Below are 16312 nucleotides of genomic sequence, written 5' to 3' on the forward strand. Positions count from 1 at the left end.
CTTTATAGTTCTTGTTGGATGTAATTTAATACATTTTCTATGGCTAACGTGATTTGGCTTTTGTTCACCCAAAAGAACACTTCTTTGCCTATTTTTTCACTGTTAAGCGCACCACTATGCTGTAACGTTTTTAAATGGTGCGTTACCGCGGTTCTGCTTAGCTTGGAATGCTCTGCTATTTGCAAAATATTTAACCGCTCATCTTTATCGAATGCTAACAGAATTCGCTGCCGCTGCTCATCGCCTAACGCAACAAACAAGGCTGAGATAGCTTGCCACTCATTTGGTATGGATTGAATTGTTTTCATCACTATATAATTAGTTATGTAGTGATGTTTGTCAACTATTTTTTATTAAAACAATACGACGACGACTGAATTGTATTCAATGATAATAACGGACGTAAAAAAACGGCCCGCAAGCGAGCCGTTTTTTATATTACTATGACTGACAGATTAAGCGTGATATGCGCGCTCACCGTGTTCTGTTGTGTCTAAACCTTCACGTTCAGCTTCTTCAGATACACGTAAACCGATCAACACATCAACGATTTTCAGTGCGATGAATGATACGACTGCTGATAATACAATCGCGGTCACTACTGCTGTGACTTGTGCAGTCATTTGTGCGCCGAAATCATAAGCAGCCACACCATTTGCAACGTAATCCACAACACCTGCGCCGCCTAATGCTGGGTTTACAAACACACCCGTAGCTAAAGCACCGAAGATACCGCCGATCGCATGCACACCGAATACATCTAACGCATCATCATAACCAAGCATGTATTTCACTTTAGTTACAAAGAAGTAGCAGATTGGTGATACAAGTAAACCGATGATGATTGCACCTACTGGGCCTACGAAACCGCAAGCTGGCGTAATGGCAACCAGACCAGCAACAGCACCAGATGCAGCACCCAACATAGATGGTTTTGATTTACCAAACCACTCAACAAACATCCATGAAAGTGTAGCCGCTGCAGTTGCAATGGTAGTGTTTACCAACGCTAATGCCGCATAACCGTTTGCTTCTAAGTTTGAACCAGCGTTGAAACCGTACCAACCCACCCACAGTAATGATGCACCTACCATCGTTAATGTCAGGCTGTGTGGTGTCATGGCTTCTTTACCGTAACCAATACGTTTACCTAATACGAAGGCAGCCACTAAACCAGCAACACCCGCATTAATGTGCACAACAGTACCACCAGCAAAGTCTAGAGCACCTTTAGCCCACAACCAACCAGCATTAGCTACAACAGTTTCTAAAGAGGCTGCATCAGTGATGGCATCAGGACCGTCCCAGTACCAAACCATGTGTGCCATTGGCAAGTAAGCAAATGTGAACCAAATCACCATGAAAGCTAATACAGCAGAGAACTTCATACGCTCAGCAAATGCACCGATAATCAACGCAGGGGTAATAGCAGCAAACGTTAATTGGAACGCTACGAAGAGGTACTCAGGAATGTACACGCCTTTGCTGAAAGTTGCTCCCAGTGATTCTGGTGTTACACCAGCTAAGAAAGCTTTGCCAAGACCGCCAAAGAATGGGCTACCGCCAGTAAACGCGACACTGTAACCATATACAGTCCACAGCACCGCCATCAGTGAGAAAATCACAAATGTTTGCATGAGTACAGACAGCATATTTTTTTGGCGTACCAAACCGCCGTAGAACAGTGCCAAGCCTGGGATAACCATTAATGTCACCAATATAGTGGCCACGATCATCCATGCACTGTCACCCTTGTTTGGTACTGGTGCAGGTGCTGCTGCGGCTTCAGCTACTGGCGCAGCTTCTTCTGCAGCTGGTGCTGGCACCGCTTCAGCCACAGCCGCTGCTGTATCTGCAACCGCCTCTACTGTAGCAGCAGCCGCTTCAGGCAAATCTTCTGCAAAACTATATGGGGTAGCACCCAGACCAAGCACGGCTACTAATGATAAAACTGAAAGGAATTTTTTCATGTCCATGCCCCTCTTATAATGCATCTGGACCGGTTTCACCGGTACGGATGCGATAAACTTGTTCTAAATTGAACACAAAAATTTTGCCATCACCAATTTTGCCTGTCGCTGCAGATTTTTCAATCGCATCTACAACCTGGTCTAGCATGTCATCTTTAATGGCTACTTCCAGCTTCACTTTCGGCAGAAAGTCCACCACATATTCTGCACCACGGTAAAGCTCAGTATGGCCTTTTTGACGACCAAACCCTTTCACTTCGGTAACGGTGATCCCTTGTACACCAATGTTGGACAAGGCTTCACGCACTTCATCAAGCTTAAATGGCTTGATTATTGCGGACACAAATTTCATGTTTTTCTCCTGTTGGTAGGTTAGTCGGTAAGCCAATTAGTTGCTTGGCTTACCTTTTTGTAATGAAACTTAACTACTTAGAATGTACGGCCTAATGTAAAGACTAAGCGACCATCATTCAAGTCTTTACTTTGTGCTTTAGTAGCAGTGCCTTTACCGTTAAAGCTTGTACCGCCGTAGCCTCTGTCGCTCCAGTAGTCATCGTTACTTGCTTCTACGTAATAAACACCTGCATTCCAACCTTCAGACTTAGCAATGCTGAATGACTTGCTCAAACCAACTTTCCAGTCTGTGTAGTCTGGGTTTGTCTCGTTACTGATAGAGGTACTAGGTAAGTTACCGTTGCCATCAGCGTAAGCCAAGTTCAATTTACCCGCTACGTTCAAATGACCTACGTGACCAATCAATGTTAAACCGCCAAATGGCAATGGATAAGCAGCATTTAACTCAACATACGTAGAACCACTTGTGCCGCCATCCCAGCCTGTTTTTTTCTCAGCGCCAAACCAGTCACCTAAAGTAACGGATACTTTTGCACTTAACCATTTGTAAGATACGCCAAAGTTCGCCTCATAAGTATCCCAACGGCCGCCACGTGGTGTTAATACATCATTTGGGTTAACTGCGTTAGATGCTCTGTATTTTTTCCAGCTACCGCCCGGATAGAAATAACCAATCACGCCAGCTGAATAGCCTAAGCCTTCAACAGCTGAGATAGTACCGCTGTAGCCGCCATATAAATCTAGCTCAACGGTTGCATCTGGGAAAGTGTTAGGTGTTACGTTTGAACCCCAAGCACCTACGAAGAAGCCGCTTGAGTGGGCAATATCAAAACCACCTTGTAATGCTGGTTTATGCCAGTTTTGTGAGATACCACGTGTATAGTAATCAGATACGATACCGATGTTAGAAGTCGCCGTCCATGCAGACTCTGGCTCTGCTGGTGCAGCAGCCGGTGCGGCTTCTGCTGGTGCTTCTTCTGCGTATGCAATGTTAGCCATTGCAAGTGTGCTTAATACAGCGGTTAGTAAAATTGATTTGCGCATTATTCATTCCCCTCGTTACAAAAAATAGATACAACAAAAAAGATACAACATAAACGCTTGAGCAAAACGCATGCCAACAATTAAAATATATAAAAATCATATAGTTATACTAATAATATAAAGCTTTGTATTAATAAATATAATTAATTTATTGATTTATAATAAATATATGCACTATATTGATGCGTATAAGCACATTGCACCGTATATAAACGATGTTAAAATGCATCACATTCAGGAGATAAACCGATGTTAAATTCAGAGCTTTTTCATGATTTGTCTATTAAAATCAAAGAGTTAACTATAAATAGTCCGATTGCCGACCTAGACAAGAACATTCACGCACTAATTCAGGGCGCACTCACCAAAATGGAGCTTATTTCACGCGAAGAGTATGATGTGCAAACAGAAGTACTCAAACAGACGAAAGAGAAGCTGAATGCACTGGAAAAGAAACTGGAATCCATCGAAAATTTGTTGCAAAAAAGTCAAAAATAATCGCGTATGACGCTTGCAGTGTTGTATAGCCGTGCTTTAAATGGCATGGAAGCGCCGGAAGTCGTTGTGGAAGTGCATCTCGCCAACGGGCTGCCGAGCTTTACTATCGTGGGTTTGCCTGAGGCAGAAGTCAAAGAAAGTAAAGATCGGGTGCGGGCCGCCATTCAAACTGCACAATTTGAGTTCCCAGCCAGACGCATCACGGTGAATTTAGCCCCGGCTGACTTACCGAAAGAGAGCGGTCGCTACGATTTGCCTATTGCTCTAGGCATTTTGGCTGCCTCCGGTCAAATTCCTGCAGCGTCTCTCAACCGCTATGAAATTGCCGGAGAACTGGCGTTAACTGGCGAGCTCCGGCCGATTCGCGGCGCACTGGCGATGGCTTACCATATGACGCAACGCAAGCATGATGTACAGCGTGCGTTTATCTTGCCCCAAATAAGTGCACAAGAAGCGAGCCTAGTCAAAGACGCGATTATTTACCCGGCGAAATCGCTGCTAGAGGTATGTGCACACTTGAGCGATCACACCTTGCTGATGCCTCACACCGGAGACGCACCAAATCAAAGCGCCAGCTATCCAGACTTTAATGAGGTAAAAGGGCAGAGTAGGGCCAAGCGTGCGCTAGAAATTGCAGCAGCGGGTGGACATAGCGTGCTGATGAGTGGCCCGCCAGGTACTGGCAAAAGTATGTTGGCCAGCCGCTTTGCCAGCATTTTACCCAGCATGAGCGAGCAAGAGGCGTTAGAAAGTGCAGCTATCCAGTCGCTGAGTGGCCGTTACTCGTTAAAACAATGGAAACAGCGCCCCTATCGTGCGCCGCATCATACTGCCTCTGGCGTCGCACTCGTTGGCGGTGGCGGTATCCCGCGACCGGGAGAAATTAGTCTTGCCCATCATGGCGTATTGTTTTTAGATGAGCTACCTGAGTTTGATCGCAAAGTACTCGAGGTATTGAGAGAGCCACTAGAAAGCGGACACATCACGATTTCGCGCGCGGCGCGGCAAGCAGATTTTCCTGCTAAATTCCAATTGATTGCTGCCATGAACCCGTGCCCGTGTGGTTACCTTGGACACTATCACCATCAGTGCCGCTGTACGCCAGATCAGGTGTCGCGTTACCGTAGCAAGATTTCCGGGCCGTTCATGGACAGGATAGACTTATTGATAGAAGTCCCCGCACTGAAGGAAGATGAAATGATACAGGCTGCAGTGGCTGAGAGCAGCGCTGACATTCGTGTACGCGTAGAACAAGCACGCAATATACAGCTAGCGCGTCAGCAAATACCAAACGCCAGTTTAGGCAGCTTGGACATTGACCAGCATTGTGCTGTGGATGAGGCCGGACTCACGCTATTAAAAACAGCGGTGAATCGCATGGGCTTATCGGCACGGGCGTATCAGCGCATTCTTAAAGTAGCGCGCACCATTGCCGACTTAGCCAATGCGCCAACCATTCAATCTGCGCATATTGCCGAAGCCATTCAATACCGCCGCGTGGACTAACTCAGATGCTAGGGACTTGAGGGTTTAGCGCGCTTCTGTTGCTGCCGCAATCCTTGTACCAACGCTTCAGACTCTTTTTTACGAGTCTCCGTATATTGCAGCAACCCTTCCAGTTGTTGCGCAGACGGCAGCGCAGGGTCGTGCGGTAATTTGGATAGTTTTTCCAAATGCGCCTGATAAGGCTGAAGGATAGAAAAATCAATTTTACTCGCGAGTGCATCAAACGACTGGTTGCCTTGCTTACTCTCATGCACAATTTCCAGCCAAGAGCGGTTGATGGCTTGATTTTCATACAAAAACGCACTGATTTCGCTACGCAATAACAGCTCGTCACTCCAGCGGTATTTGGGCTTGGGAATATTATTGGCCAACACAAGGCAGGCAAGCACCAATCCGGCGATGGCCATACCGCGATATTGCAGTGGCATGACTCTGGCCGTTAATGATTGCGCTAAACCAATGCTCATTAACGACCCGGCAATAAAACCGCCAATATGCGCCGCATTATCAATACCAGGAATGACAAATCCCAAGATAATGGTAATCACGGCAAATACACTGCCGCCGCCAAACAGCCATCTAAACTCATGTGGTGCAATAGCGGCACGTTCACGCCATAAAAAAATCAGCGCCGCGCCGTAGATACCAAAAATAGCGCCTGATGCGCCACCGGAGACTGCGTTATTGCCCTGTATCACCAGCGAGAGCAAATTGCCGCACAATCCTGCAATCAAATAGATCGTCACGAAACGCCAGCGACCATACATGCGCTCTACTAACTGACCAGCATCCCATAACGACAAACTATTGAGCAGTAAATGCATCACACCAAAATGCAGAAACATGGCGGTGCCTAAACGCCACCATTCGCCATCTTGCGTGGCAGGGCCAAAGTTGGCACCCCAGCGTAATTGCACATCATTGGGAGAATGCCAAAAACCGGCGCCACCCACCAGCATGGCCACAAATATCAACACATTGAGCGCGATCAGGATATAAGTGACTGGCGTAGATTGGCTTCGTTGTGCCAAACGATCGTAAATAGACAACAAAACATCACCTTTTAATTCTTGATTCATCGTTATATGTAGTCGTGAGCGTCACTATTCAATATTAGCAACATACTAACCCGATTATTGGACATGGATTGAATGCGAGATATTGCGCGCCCAAAAAAATATTTGGCATTTAGTACGCAGGCCATGCTTGCACAGGTATTATCGTCGCAACCCATCATGAATGAAAAGGAACCACCATGTTAAGCATGTACGATATCAGCATTCCCCCGCTCAAAAGAACACTGACTAACTTGTCACAGTTGCTCAAAAAAGGCGAGGCATATGCGGCGGCCAAAGAAGCAGACCCTGCTGTGTTGATAGAAGCGCGCTTATTTATCGACATGTATCCACTAAAACGCCAAGTACAAATTGCAACCGATATGAGTAAAGGTGCAGCAGCCAGACTGGCTGGCGTGGATATTCCCGTCTATGAAGACAATGAAACTACATTTGAAGCATTGCAGGCGCGCATTGAAAAAACCATTGTCTTTTTAGACAGTGTAGACCCCAAGCAGTTTGAGGGCAGCGAGAGCAAGTCCATCACGATTACCATACGCAAAGTTGATATCCAGTTCATAGGCATCGACTATCTGCAAAAATGGGTACTGCCCAACGTCTACTTTCATGTCACCACGGCATACAACATCATGCGCCATCAGGGTGTCATACTTGGTAAATCTGACTTTTTAGGTCCTAGAAAATAAAATTTATATTGAATTTGCGCAGATAAGGTAGCGCCGATTTGTATTTTTAGTCACTATTTGATTTAACAGTTAACGCACGCTGTTTTTGTTTAAGGTGAGCCTATGAAACACATTTTGGTGGCAAATGCGAAAGGTGGCAGTGGTAAAACCACACTGGCCACCAATTTGGCGGGATACCTGGCATCTCAACAACAGCAGGTGATACTGGCAGATTTAGATAGACAGCAATCAGCCACACAATGGCTGAAACGCAGACCGAAAGATGCGCCAAAAATACTCACTGCGAGTACTGACCATGCCGCGCAATGGAAAGTGACGGATTCACCAGCCGGCTTGCGCGATGAGAAACTGGCAGATGCTGTGAAAGAAGCGGATTTGGTGATCGTGCCTATTCAGCCTTCCGCGTTTGATATTGGCGCAGCCGGGGATTTTCTGGAGGTGCTGATTGCAGAAAAAACCATACGCAAACATAAAACCTTTGTGGGCTTGGTGGGCTCACGCGTCAATAGTCGTACCCATGCTGCATTAGGCTTGGCAGAATTTATGACAGAAACTGGATTGCCCGTGTTAGCCTATCTGCGCAACTCACAGGTGTACACAACGGCTGCCGAGCAAGGGTTGAGTATTTTTGATATGCGCCCGTCATTGGTCGCACAAGATATTGAACAATGGTCAGTGTTGCTGGATTGGATTAACGAGAACAGCCAATCCTAATAGCACCAACACACCATACGTAGGCTATGGTTTGGCAGGTATCCAATACAAAGGGGTATTTGCTGGTGCATAAAACGTTTTCAATTGGCTTCTTCTCAAGGTTTCATAAGCTTCGTCCATTGAAATATGTTGCGCCTCAGCTTGTTTAGCAGCAATCGGTCTTGCATACTTAACCCAAGCTGGATTTTCTATATAGCCGCGATCATTCATGCAGGTTTGCAATACGCGCGATTTTCTCGCCAACTTTTCTAGCTTTTGAAATGGCAGGGCCTCAGGTAGCGCGATGGCCGCTTTTTCTGCAATCAATTCACATTCATCGCCCACATGCTCCAATACCGTCATTGCGCGCGGTGCTTGTTCCTGCTGGTTATTGGTATACCAATACGCCCCCAAGCCTAACAATATCAGCAATCCAATCACATAGTATGCGTATCGTTTCAATGCGTAATCCTTTGCGTTTTAGTTGATAGAGCATGCGCAATCACTGTGAATACCCATCCATGCACATATCGAAACGGTAGCACAATTTACATCAGAAATGCACGATTGGCTCACACTGCACGCTCTACATGTCATGAATGACATCCATCATCGACTAACCATCTGTAGATCATGAAAAGGAGCGTCTTATGTATAAAAGAATGAATGTCATGCAGCAAATTAAAACACATATCGTTGCGCTAATTAGCTTGGTGACCGCACTAAGCGGACTCCTTTATAACAACTGGCGCGATCACCAGAATGAGCTCAACCACAACATGCGTAACGCTGCGTTTGAGGTACTAAAAGACTTAGGTGAACTACAAACCATTGTTAACTATGCGCACTTTGAGGCAGACAGTACACGTGGCAATCCAATCGAAGGCTGGAAATACGCCATTCAGGTCAGAGATCTTAGCCGCTTACTTTCACCCGCCAGTCAACAAAAGGGCAAACAGTTGTATCTGGTATGGGAGAAAGACTGGGACACGTTAAACGAAGACAGTGTAAGTGAACAACGAATTAGCCAACAAATCGCTGAGACCAGAAGCGCGGTGCTCACTGCTATCGACACCCTACAGTAAGTCACTGCACGGTCTATTTTTCAATTACAGAAACTGCCACACCAACCCATGGTTGCTCTAAAGAATGTTTGCATTAGGCCGATGTAATAATTATCACAACACAAGCCAAAAAAGGGGGTGTGCGATGACAGTGTATCAAGTATTGAATGAAGAGAATTTAGCCTACGGTGAGTTCTTTGATTTGCAAGAAGCGATGTACAGCGCACAGGATTTTACGGTGTGGGACGACGAACACTACTATCATGTGGAAGAACTAGAGTTGGAAGTGGTCTAGCTGCTTACTGCTGTATTAAATAGAATACTCTGTGTGCTGATTTTGGTCTGCATTGGCATTCCAAAAGTAGTAAAAATCACGGGAAACCTGTACAAAAAATGCTTTTAAATCATGCTTGTTGATTAAGGCTTGAATTTTCTCAACCGTTAACCGATAGTCAAAGTGTGTTTTTGCTTGATGATTTCTAAGCTCAACCGTTAAAATTTTAGCGATTTTTTTGCGTGAATCTACCGCATCATTGGCAATTTCTTTTTCTAGCATATCCTTCGTAAAGTGACTTAACAGCATCATCTCTGCATCTGAAAGTAATTCAGACTCGGCTTTTTCCCATAAATCCAATAGTGATTTAGGTGTTTGCGTAAGATTCCTAAAGTCGATTGAGTGTATTGAAAGCTGTTGGCTGCCTTGATATGTGAACTCCGCCATCCAATAGGGGTAAAACGCCCGTATCATTTGTGTGCAGAAAGGGCGTTCCATTTCTTCCAACTGCGCTAAATACTGACTGACCGCACGTCGATATGCCACGCCTTCTGCCGGAATATCATAAATAAACTGTGCGAATTGATGCAGATAATATTCGACTTTGGCTAAGTCCTGCGTTTCTATATATTCATTCAAAAAGTGCTCAATTGCATTTAACAATTGATGATTGATATTGAGCGTCAGGCTTACTTTTTTAGCCAAATCTTTTAAGTCTGCATTTTTACTGGCGTGTGCACTCAAAATGGTTTGAATGGCATAGGCATGATCCGTAGACATTTTAGTCACATTGACCACGCCAATAAATCGCCTTGCTTGTGCGGCAAAGCGGGACAGCAACACTAATTTATTGTTATTCATTGTAAGATTTACTCGTTAATCACATCATGTATTTAACGCTGGAATTATGCTAGCACGCAAACTATTAACCTGCAAATATAGTCATCGTGAGTAAGTCGTTAGATTCCGCGCGTTGAAGCGCGGTTTTCTAAAGCAATCGCTAGTTTAACAACACACGTCCTGTATAGCGATTGATTGTATTAGGGTTTAAGTGATTAAATACAATTTCATCAAAACTTTACAATTGGTCATGTCTCTAGCTACTACATTGACACCCCCCGCATTGCAAGTCGCCAGCAATCAATACTGGCGTATAGGTTATCTATTATTGCTGGCATGTTGTCCGTTATCCGCATACGCAGAAATCACGGCCGAACAACTGGTCAACGATGCTTATGCCGATGGCGCATTGATTGCTACTGCAAACGCTTGCCGAATTGAAAAGGCGCAAATCAATCAGCTCATTTTTAAGCAGAAAAAAACTTCTTTAGATTTAGCCAAACAACACCAACTACCATTCGTGGCAAAAGATTACGATGACTATGTGGTCTCAGGGTTTGAGTCTGCCATGCGCGTACTATCGGATCAACCAGAAGATAACGATGCACTGGCGGCTATTTGTGCTGGTGTGCAAGAAAAAATAGCCAAAAAAATAGCGCCCTAAGCGCTATTTTTTATCACGTCTTTAACTCATTTACTCTTCATTCACTTACTTTTCTGTAGCAGGTGTTAAGCCCATTGCTACTTTTAGCTGCATCGCAGCCACTTCATCCAATTTATTCAACGCAGCCACATTCATCATCGCCTCGTTGTGCTTGCCGCTTTCTTCCGCAATCAAACCTAAATAATAAATGGCTTGGCTATGTTGCTCGTTCATCGCTACCACACGGTACATATGCTCTTCAGCTTTTTGATAGTTTTTAGCAGCGTACTCTGCAGCCGCTAAATAAAACCAAGCTTCTGTTGTATTGGGCTCTTTGGTTGCCCATTCACTCGCAATACTCAGTAGCGCATTCCAATCCTCAGTTAAATAAGGATGCACAATTTTCATGAAGTATGGCCACTGTTCTGGCGCTAATGCCCAAAATGGTAACTCGCTTTTTGCGTTGACGGTTTGTTCAGGTAATTTCAACGCTGCTTTTACCCATTCCACTGGCATGTTGTAGTAATAGCTATTATGACCTGGACTTTTTAACGTAATCACACCCACCAAATTACCTTCACGGTCAAATACGCCACCGCCGCTGGCGCCCATATTAAATGAACTGGTGGCACGCACAACCACACTACCATCCATAGGGTATAAGCCTTTTACCACACCAAATGTACTGGTAGGGATAGGTAAGAAGCCTGGATAACCGATGGTGAATACAGGCTGCTCGTATTTCAGCGCCTCGCTGGAGCCGATACGTGCAACTGGCGCATCTAAGCCTTCTGCTTTCAAGATACAAATATCATGGCGCCAATCTGGTTTGATTGCACTGACATTGAATGAGGCGCCGTTGCTGACTACGCTAATGCTGGCTGCATTGGCGACAACATGACAATTGGTCACAATTTCATCTTTGGCCACTACGACGCCTGAACCCAAGCCGTAGCTGCCATTTGCTAACGCTACTTGTACTCGTAATACTTGCGCGTTGAGCTGATGAAGCAATTCTTGTGAAGGTTCGGCCTGAGCAACCGAAGCTACTCCTAAATATACCAGTGCCGAATACAATATCTGAGCGTAAAACCTTGTCATGATAAATCTCCAATCTACAACTACATTAATCTACAACAGCATTTGATAAACCCCGCAAACCTAAAATTTTAAATAAACATGCTTTAGTATTTATAAAGCAATTCCCGTTCCAAGCCATTTGAGTGCACTTACTTTGACGAGCACCCAGTGCAAATAGCTGAGTAGGGCACAATGCAAGATTAATAGAAGACATCAAAAATCAATTGCTGGAAAACACTTAATAATATTGTTTAGTTTTCGCAATGACATGGTCACTCGGCAATTACCACGCGGGGAAATTTAAAATAAAATTCATTAAAAACAATAGGTTGGTAAATTAATGCTATTGCACTGCTACTGGCAATACAGCTTAATCTTATGCGTAGTATCAATATTTTTACAGGGGCAATGTTAAGGCGGTTGTACGTTAGATCACGTATTCAGCTACATAACGGTGCTAAGTGAATGCTAGGTGCACACATTTTGAAAATCGCATCGTCACACAATGCACACATTTGGTGCAAAAGTAAGGGTTGAAATTGCAATGAACCAATCATGTAGAATAAAAGTCACATCATTAAGCACTAAACTTTATCAACCAAGAGAAAGTGATTTACGATGCGTAAAAAACTATATATTGGAAGAGCTAAGCCATTGATTATTGCCGTTGCATTGATGGTGGGATTAAGTGGGTGTAGTAGCATGACCACACGTAACAAGAATACTGCAATTGGTGCTGGGGTAGGTGCTGTTGCCGGTGCAGTACTTACTGGCGGTAGTGGTATTGGTACAGTGGGTGGCGCTGCGATTGGCGGTATTATTGGTAATCAAGTCGGCAAGCATTAACATTCCTGTTACCCAATAAAAACGGCGTGCTAGCACGCCGTTTTTACATGTCATTATTATTAGTAGCGCAATCCAACTGCGCGAGATAGCAGATCTAGATAGCCAGATTAAGTGCCAATCACGCCACCATCGTCTTTCGTAATCACAATCACACTAGAACGTGGCTTCGCCACGCCTCTGCCACGGTAAGTTGTAGGACCGTTGGCACCGTTGTCTGGCCAAGTTGAATGATCGGTAAAGCTGGTTGCCCAATCTTCACCAGGGTGCTGAATACCCACAAACATCGTCTTACCATCTGGCGTGCCAATCAGCCCCGTGACTTCTGCATGCGGTGGTGCCGTTAAAAAGCGACGTGTTTCGCCAGTCGTCGGGTCTGCGCATAGCATCATATTGCCACCGATGTTGGCCCAATCGCCTTTTGCATCTCCGGGCTGATCCGTTTGAATCCATAGTCGGCCATGTTTATCAAACCATAAACCATCTGGCGCGCCGTAATCATCGCCATTGATATTGCCTTGATAACCCACGTTTTGGCCATCGAACTCTGCATTGGTATAAGAACCCGCCAATGCTTTGGTGGTGGCTTTGTCTCCGCATTGCACAAAAATATCCCAGACAAAACTCGTCGCGGTGACGGTGTCACCATCCTCACGCCAACGAATGATATGTCCATAATCGTTATCAGGTCTTGGGTTAGCTGCATCTACCACTGGGTTAGCGGTAGCAGCAGTGGTGGTCCCATCTGCTTTATTGGACGACACAGGCGTATTGCCACGGCGGCTATTATTGGTCAATGTTAAATAGACTTCGCCAGTACTTGGATGCACTGAAGCCCATTCCGGCCTATCCATCATGGTTGCGCCTAAACGGTCGCCGGCCTGGCGTGCTTTAATCAACACCTCAGCTTGGTCAGCAAAACCATTTTCCGTGGTTAATCCGTTTTGTCCCCAAATCAGGGGCAGCCAAGTGCCTGAACCATCGGCATTGAATTTTGCGACATATAGCGTGCCGTTATCTAACATATCTCGATTGGCGTGTTGATTACGCTTGTTGTATCTGCGTGCACACACAAATTTATACACATACTCGTTGCGCTCATCATCACCCATATATAAAGCTACGCGCTCGTCAGCATCTACAGAAATGGCGGCACTTTCATGTTTAAAACGGCCTAATGCGGTGCGTTTAATCGGCTTGCTTTTAGGATCCCATGGATCAACTTCAACTACCCAGCCAAAGCGATTTGGCTCGTTACGATTTGCGCTTAACTCAAACCTCGGATCGGCCTCATGCCAACGGTAGCCGAATCCGGCACGGCTTAGGCCATAACGATTTTCATGTGCGGTTGGCACAAAGCTAGCATCTACAGAACCAAAATAGCCATTGAAGTTTTCTTCGCAAGTCAGGTAAGTGCCCCAAGGTGTATAGCCATTTGCACAATTATTCAACGTACCCAACACTAAGCGGCCTTTGTTGTCGGCTTCTGTACGCAACATTGCATGACCCGCAGCCGGGCCGCTGACAACGATAGGTGTATTGCCGGTGATACGGCGGTTAAACGGAGAATTGCGACGGACTTCCCAATCTTGCTTTTTCTCCTGATAAATCTCCACCACGTTCACGCCATGGCCAGCCTGTTGCGCTTTGACCATTTCTGGCGTAATGGCGACTTTGGCATAATCAGCGGCCGGTGCAACGCCACTCAACAATGCTGGGTCGACGTACTCGCTATTGGTCACTAACAAACCTCGTTTGCTAGCTAACGCGCCATGTCCTGTAAAGGGGAATGCAAAGTAATGCATGCCATCAGTATGGCCGCCATAGCATCGCACTTGTGTGGCTTCATCCATAGGCGTAGAGGGATCCCAATGCGGCGCCTTGGTGAGAGAATCTCCCCATGACACTAGCACGCGTGCGGTATAGCCAGCAGGCACTGTCACCGCATCAGTCATTGGAATCACATTGGGCGCAACTGGGGTAAATCCAATGTCTGGTTGCTGATCAACTGGCTTGTGATCGCCTTTGTATTTGTGGGCAGAAGCATCATTGGCGACACAAGATAAAAGTGAACCGCCTACAGTAGCAAGCGCAGTAGCGCCAAGTGAGCCTTTGATAAAAGTGCGGCGTGTAAACAGACGCGTTTCGATCAAATCACGAATGGTCTCGTGACTGCTCGGGTTTGCAATGGTGTCGGCAGGGTTTAGCTTGCCATCCGGGTGTAGTGCACTACTCATGTCATCTCCTAACAATTTTAAAATTTTGTATTATTGTTAAGATTGTCTGCATTGAATATGACATCAGAATGACGTGGGCAAATAGCCCTGATGCGTCTAGCTTACACACTGAGCTAAGTGTATCAACCTAAACGATAGTATTTCTGCCCGCTTGCTTGGCTTGATACAACTGCTTGTCTGTTTTTTCAATAAACGCAAATAAGTCATCTTTTTGAGATGGAATAATCGTATTCACGCCTTGGCTAATGGTCAGGATATTGGCCACTTGCGATTGCTGATGTGGAATATTGGCCTGCTGTATTAAATGCTGACAGCGTTCTGCGATCGTTCTTGCCGCCACCGCATCGGTTTCTGGCAATACAATCACAAACTCTTCGCCACCAAACCTTGCAATCAAATCGCGTGAACGTGTCACCGCCTGACTCAAGACTTGTGTCACCTGCTTCAAGCAAGTATCGCCTTGCAGGTGGCCGTAACAATCGTTGTATTGCTTAAAGAAATCAATGTCTAAGATAATTAATGACAGGGGATGGCGATGCCGTTTTGCATTCAGCCATTCCAGCTCAATCACCGAATCAAACATGCGGCGATTCGGTAAATCGGTTAGCCCATCTTTAAACGACAGGTGCTCCAGCTCTTTTTGCAGACGCAGTATTTCCTCTTCGGATTTCTTGCGTTCGCTAATATCAAACATAAAACCAATCAGCGAGGTCACTTCACCTTGTTCATCACGCACCACATGCACCACATCACGAATCCACACATAGTGACCACTTTTGGTCAAGGCACGATAGTCGGCCTCGTGATCATGGCCAGCCTTAGATTGCGCGATACAATAACCAGGCACAATTTCGCGATCTTCCGGATGCATTCTGGCAATCCAATCTTCCGCGCTGACCCAGCTATCGACAGTCCAACCCAGTAGTTTTTCAATTTGCGGGCCGATATAACTGAACTGCATAGTGCGCCAATCGATTTGCCAAGGAATGGCTTTGGTGGACTCAAGCAAGGTTTTATATACGTCTTGATCGGTGGTTTGGTTCTGCGGTTGATTTTGCATGATGACTTTGTGACTCTTTATTCTTAAGCGATATTTTATACGGATATTTAAATCTTTAACGGCATGAGTTACCAATATATTTAATTATTCACGAATAAATTACTCGCGTAGCTTGTTTGTCACTGAAGATTTTTCTTGCCTGAGTGGTGTGAGTAAATCGCTTAACCCATTATGGTCAATTTCTTGCATCAATTGTAATAAGCGCCCTAGCTCACCTTTAGGAAAGCCCTCGCGTGCAAACCAATTTAAATAATGGCCGGGTAAATCGGCCAGTAAACGCCCTTTGTATTTGCCGTATGGCATGGGAAAAGTCACCAACTTTACTAAATCTTCATCGTGCATATGGTTATGTTAAAGCAATTGCTCTGTGAATCCACGTAATTATTTATTCACTTGATGCACTTTAAACATGGCATCATGGTCTCCAATATATAGGCACGATGA

Annotated in this window: 19 protein-coding genes; 8 read left to right on the forward strand and 11 right to left on the reverse strand. The window is 45.3% G+C overall.

Annotated features, from left to right (window positions below):
* Positions 1 to 2 precede the first annotated feature (2 nt).
* The 4 genes from A3Q3_RS0108800 to A3Q3_RS0108815 form a co-directional block, all read right to left on the reverse strand.
* Positions 3 to 308 carry a helix-turn-helix transcriptional regulator gene (locus tag A3Q3_RS0108800; RefSeq protein ID WP_020183225.1) on the reverse strand — a complete coding sequence of 102 codons (306 nt, stop codon included), beginning with the start codon at positions 306 to 308 and terminating at the stop codon, positions 3 to 5.
* Between the two features lie 147 nt (positions 309 to 455).
* Positions 456 to 1970 carry an ammonium transporter gene (locus tag A3Q3_RS0108805; RefSeq protein ID WP_026361848.1) on the reverse strand — a complete coding sequence of 505 codons (1515 nt, stop codon included), beginning with the start codon at positions 1968 to 1970 and terminating at the stop codon, positions 456 to 458.
* Between the two features lie 13 nt (positions 1971 to 1983).
* Positions 1984 to 2322 (reverse strand): P-II family nitrogen regulator, encoded by a 339-nt coding sequence (glnK, locus tag A3Q3_RS0108810; protein ID WP_020183227.1) that lies wholly within the window; start codon positions 2320 to 2322, stop codon positions 1984 to 1986.
* A gap of 77 nt (positions 2323 to 2399) precedes the next feature.
* Positions 2400 to 3368: a TorF family putative porin gene (locus A3Q3_RS0108815; protein WP_020183228.1), complete on the reverse strand. Its 969-nt coding sequence runs from the start codon at positions 3366 to 3368 to the stop codon at positions 2400 to 2402.
* A 249-nt stretch (positions 3369 to 3617) separates the two neighbouring features.
* Here A3Q3_RS0108815 and A3Q3_RS0108820 point away from each other — a divergent pair, with 249 nt between their 5' ends.
* Both A3Q3_RS0108820 and A3Q3_RS0108825 read left to right on the forward strand, forming a co-directional pair.
* On the forward strand, positions 3618 to 3866 hold the full coding sequence (locus A3Q3_RS0108820; RefSeq protein WP_020183229.1) for an accessory factor UbiK family protein: 249 nt from the start codon (positions 3618 to 3620) through the stop codon (positions 3864 to 3866).
* Positions 3867 to 3872: 6 nt separating this feature from the next.
* On the forward strand, positions 3873 to 5372 hold the full coding sequence (locus tag A3Q3_RS0108825) for a YifB family Mg chelatase-like AAA ATPase (RefSeq protein WP_020183230.1): 1500 nt from the start codon (positions 3873 to 3875) through the stop codon (positions 5370 to 5372).
* A gap of 8 nt (positions 5373 to 5380) precedes the next feature.
* On the opposite strand, the gene A3Q3_RS0108830 is transcribed toward A3Q3_RS0108825, so the two are convergent.
* Entirely contained in the window at positions 5381 to 6451 is a 1071-nt protein-coding gene (locus A3Q3_RS0108830; protein ID WP_020183231.1) for a rhomboid family intramembrane serine protease, read from the reverse strand.
* Positions 6452 to 6627: 176 nt separating this feature from the next.
* On the opposite strand from A3Q3_RS0108830, the gene A3Q3_RS0108840 reads away from it, so the two are divergent.
* On the forward strand, positions 6628 to 7134 hold the full coding sequence (locus A3Q3_RS0108840; protein ID WP_020183233.1) for a DUF1993 family protein: 507 nt from the start codon (positions 6628 to 6630) through the stop codon (positions 7132 to 7134).
* A 102-nt stretch (positions 7135 to 7236) separates the two neighbouring features.
* Positions 7237 to 7848, forward strand: coding sequence for a ParA family protein (locus tag A3Q3_RS0108845; RefSeq protein ID WP_020183234.1), 612 nt, complete (start codon positions 7237 to 7239; stop codon positions 7846 to 7848).
* A 24-nt stretch (positions 7849 to 7872) separates the two neighbouring features.
* Here A3Q3_RS0108845 and A3Q3_RS13810 read toward each other — a convergent pair whose 3' ends face one another.
* The gene (locus tag A3Q3_RS13810; RefSeq protein ID WP_020183235.1) at positions 7873 to 8289 is read right to left on the reverse strand and encodes a hypothetical protein; all 417 of its coding nucleotides are present in this window, start codon (positions 8287 to 8289) and stop codon (positions 7873 to 7875) included.
* 188 nt (positions 8290 to 8477) lie between these two features.
* Between A3Q3_RS13810 and A3Q3_RS13815 the strand changes: the two genes are divergently transcribed.
* Both A3Q3_RS13815 and A3Q3_RS14420 read left to right on the forward strand, forming a co-directional pair.
* Positions 8478 to 8912 (forward strand): hypothetical protein, encoded by a 435-nt coding sequence (locus A3Q3_RS13815; RefSeq protein WP_020183236.1) that lies wholly within the window; start codon positions 8478 to 8480, stop codon positions 8910 to 8912.
* Positions 8913 to 9036: 124 nt separating this feature from the next.
* A complete protein-coding gene (locus A3Q3_RS14420; protein ID WP_020183237.1) occupies positions 9037 to 9186 on the forward strand; it encodes a hypothetical protein in 150 nt (49 codons plus the stop codon).
* Positions 9187 to 9201: 15 nt separating this feature from the next.
* Here A3Q3_RS14420 and A3Q3_RS0108865 read toward each other — a convergent pair whose 3' ends face one another.
* A complete protein-coding gene (locus A3Q3_RS0108865) occupies positions 9202 to 10026 on the reverse strand; it encodes a hypothetical protein (RefSeq protein WP_020183238.1) in 825 nt (274 codons plus the stop codon).
* A 229-nt stretch (positions 10027 to 10255) separates the two neighbouring features.
* Between A3Q3_RS0108865 and A3Q3_RS0108870 the strand changes: the two genes are divergently transcribed.
* On the forward strand, positions 10256 to 10669 hold the full coding sequence (locus A3Q3_RS0108870) for a hypothetical protein (RefSeq protein ID WP_157355087.1): 414 nt from the start codon (positions 10256 to 10258) through the stop codon (positions 10667 to 10669).
* A 45-nt stretch (positions 10670 to 10714) separates the two neighbouring features.
* On the opposite strand, the gene A3Q3_RS0108875 is transcribed toward A3Q3_RS0108870, so the two are convergent.
* On the reverse strand, positions 10715 to 11749 hold the full coding sequence (locus A3Q3_RS0108875; RefSeq protein ID WP_026361850.1) for a serine protease: 1035 nt from the start codon (positions 11747 to 11749) through the stop codon (positions 10715 to 10717).
* A 654-nt stretch (positions 11750 to 12403) separates the two neighbouring features.
* Between A3Q3_RS0108875 and A3Q3_RS0108880 the strand changes: the two genes are divergently transcribed.
* Positions 12404 to 12574 (forward strand): glycine zipper 2TM domain-containing protein, encoded by a 171-nt coding sequence (locus A3Q3_RS0108880; RefSeq protein ID WP_152604085.1) that lies wholly within the window; start codon positions 12404 to 12406, stop codon positions 12572 to 12574.
* A 107-nt stretch (positions 12575 to 12681) separates the two neighbouring features.
* Here the strand turns inward: A3Q3_RS0108880 and A3Q3_RS0108885 are convergent, their stop codons facing one another.
* The 3 genes from A3Q3_RS0108885 to A3Q3_RS0108895 form a co-directional block, all read right to left on the reverse strand.
* Positions 12682 to 14808, reverse strand: a complete 2127-nt coding sequence (locus A3Q3_RS0108885) for a PhoX family phosphatase (RefSeq protein ID WP_020183242.1) — start codon at positions 14806 to 14808, stop codon at positions 12682 to 12684.
* A gap of 127 nt (positions 14809 to 14935) precedes the next feature.
* Complete coding sequence (locus tag A3Q3_RS0108890) at positions 14936 to 15868, reverse strand: sensor domain-containing diguanylate cyclase (protein ID WP_020183243.1); 933 nt, start codon at positions 15866 to 15868, stop codon at positions 14936 to 14938.
* Positions 15869 to 15967: 99 nt separating this feature from the next.
* Complete coding sequence (locus tag A3Q3_RS0108895; protein ID WP_020183244.1) at positions 15968 to 16210, reverse strand: DUF3820 family protein; 243 nt, start codon at positions 16208 to 16210, stop codon at positions 15968 to 15970.
* Positions 16211 to 16312 lie beyond the last annotated feature (102 nt).

The sequence above is a fragment of the Methylotenera sp. 1P/1 genome (assembly GCF_000384355.1).
In the GTDB taxonomy this organism is placed as follows: Bacteria; Pseudomonadota; Gammaproteobacteria; order Burkholderiales; family Methylophilaceae; genus Methylophilus.

Coding starts and splice junctions, on each gene's coding strand:
- A3Q3_RS14420 (WP_020183237.1), top strand. CDS start 9,037: ATGACAGTGTATCAAGTATTGAATGAAGAGAATTTAGCCTACGGTGAG.
- A3Q3_RS0108845 (WP_020183234.1), top strand. CDS start 7,237: ATGAAACACATTTTGGTGGCAAATGCGAAAGGTGGCAGTGGTAAAACC.
- A3Q3_RS0108885 (WP_020183242.1), bottom strand. CDS start 14,808: ATGAGTAGTGCACTACACCCGGATGGCAAGCTAAACCCTGCCGACACC.
- A3Q3_RS0108825 (WP_020183230.1), top strand. CDS start 3,873: ATGACGCTTGCAGTGTTGTATAGCCGTGCTTTAAATGGCATGGAAGCG.
- A3Q3_RS0108890 (WP_020183243.1), bottom strand. CDS start 15,868: ATGCAAAATCAACCGCAGAACCAAACCACCGATCAAGACGTATATAAA.
- A3Q3_RS13815 (WP_020183236.1), top strand. CDS start 8,478: ATGTATAAAAGAATGAATGTCATGCAGCAAATTAAAACACATATCGTT.
- A3Q3_RS0108830 (WP_020183231.1), bottom strand. CDS start 6,451: ATGAATCAAGAATTAAAAGGTGATGTTTTGTTGTCTATTTACGATCGT.
- A3Q3_RS0108840 (WP_020183233.1), top strand. CDS start 6,628: ATGTTAAGCATGTACGATATCAGCATTCCCCCGCTCAAAAGAACACTG.
- A3Q3_RS0108800 (WP_020183225.1), bottom strand. CDS start 308: ATGAAAACAATTCAATCCATACCAAATGAGTGGCAAGCTATCTCAGCC.
- glnK (WP_020183227.1), bottom strand. CDS start 2,322: ATGAAATTTGTGTCCGCAATAATCAAGCCATTTAAGCTTGATGAAGTG.
- A3Q3_RS0108805 (WP_026361848.1), bottom strand. CDS start 1,970: ATGAAAAAATTCCTTTCAGTTTTATCATTAGTAGCCGTGCTTGGTCTG.
- A3Q3_RS0108820 (WP_020183229.1), top strand. CDS start 3,618: ATGTTAAATTCAGAGCTTTTTCATGATTTGTCTATTAAAATCAAAGAG.
- A3Q3_RS0108880 (WP_152604085.1), top strand. CDS start 12,404: ATGGTGGGATTAAGTGGGTGTAGTAGCATGACCACACGTAACAAGAAT.
- A3Q3_RS0108875 (WP_026361850.1), bottom strand. CDS start 11,749: ATGACAAGGTTTTACGCTCAGATATTGTATTCGGCACTGGTATATTTA.
- A3Q3_RS0108865 (WP_020183238.1), bottom strand. CDS start 10,026: ATGAATAACAATAAATTAGTGTTGCTGTCCCGCTTTGCCGCACAAGCA.
- A3Q3_RS0108895 (WP_020183244.1), bottom strand. CDS start 16,210: ATGCACGATGAAGATTTAGTAAAGTTGGTGACTTTTCCCATGCCATAC.
- A3Q3_RS0108815 (WP_020183228.1), bottom strand. CDS start 3,368: ATGCGCAAATCAATTTTACTAACCGCTGTATTAAGCACACTTGCAATG.
- A3Q3_RS0108870 (WP_157355087.1), top strand. CDS start 10,256: ATGTCTCTAGCTACTACATTGACACCCCCCGCATTGCAAGTCGCCAGC.